This is a genomic window from Bacillus cereus group sp. N6 (assembly GCF_016483705.1).
Taxonomy (GTDB): domain Bacteria; phylum Bacillota; class Bacilli; order Bacillales; family Bacillaceae_G; genus Bacillus_A; species Bacillus_A wiedmannii.
Genome location: NZ_JAEHBI010000328.1, coordinates 1 through 239, shown reverse-complemented (window position 1 = coordinate 239; position 239 = coordinate 1). Strand labels below are relative to the sequence as shown.

Sequence of the window (239 nt, the reverse complement as noted above, 5' to 3'; positions counted from 1 at the left end):
TAAGTACATAGAAAATGCTCCAAATCCTGACCCAATCGCAATCCCTGTTAATAAAAGACGTTGGGAGTCTAGCGTACCGTTTTTCCATGAAAACAGATAAATGATGATAGCTGCACCTAATCCGCCGACTAACCCAAACATTGGCATCATCATAATAGACATCCAGTCTGTGCTCTTTAATTGCCCTGGCTCGTATACCCATCTCCGAGCCCACGAGACTACTGCGAAGCGCGTAGGCC

General features: G+C 46.0%; 1 protein-coding gene. It reads right to left on the bottom strand.

All coding sequences use genetic code 11. From position 1 onward, the window contains the following. Positions 1–239, bottom strand: a 239-nt coding sequence (locus JDS99_RS31490; protein WP_199696543.1) for an iron chelate uptake ABC transporter family permease subunit, incomplete at both ends; no start/stop codon positions are given.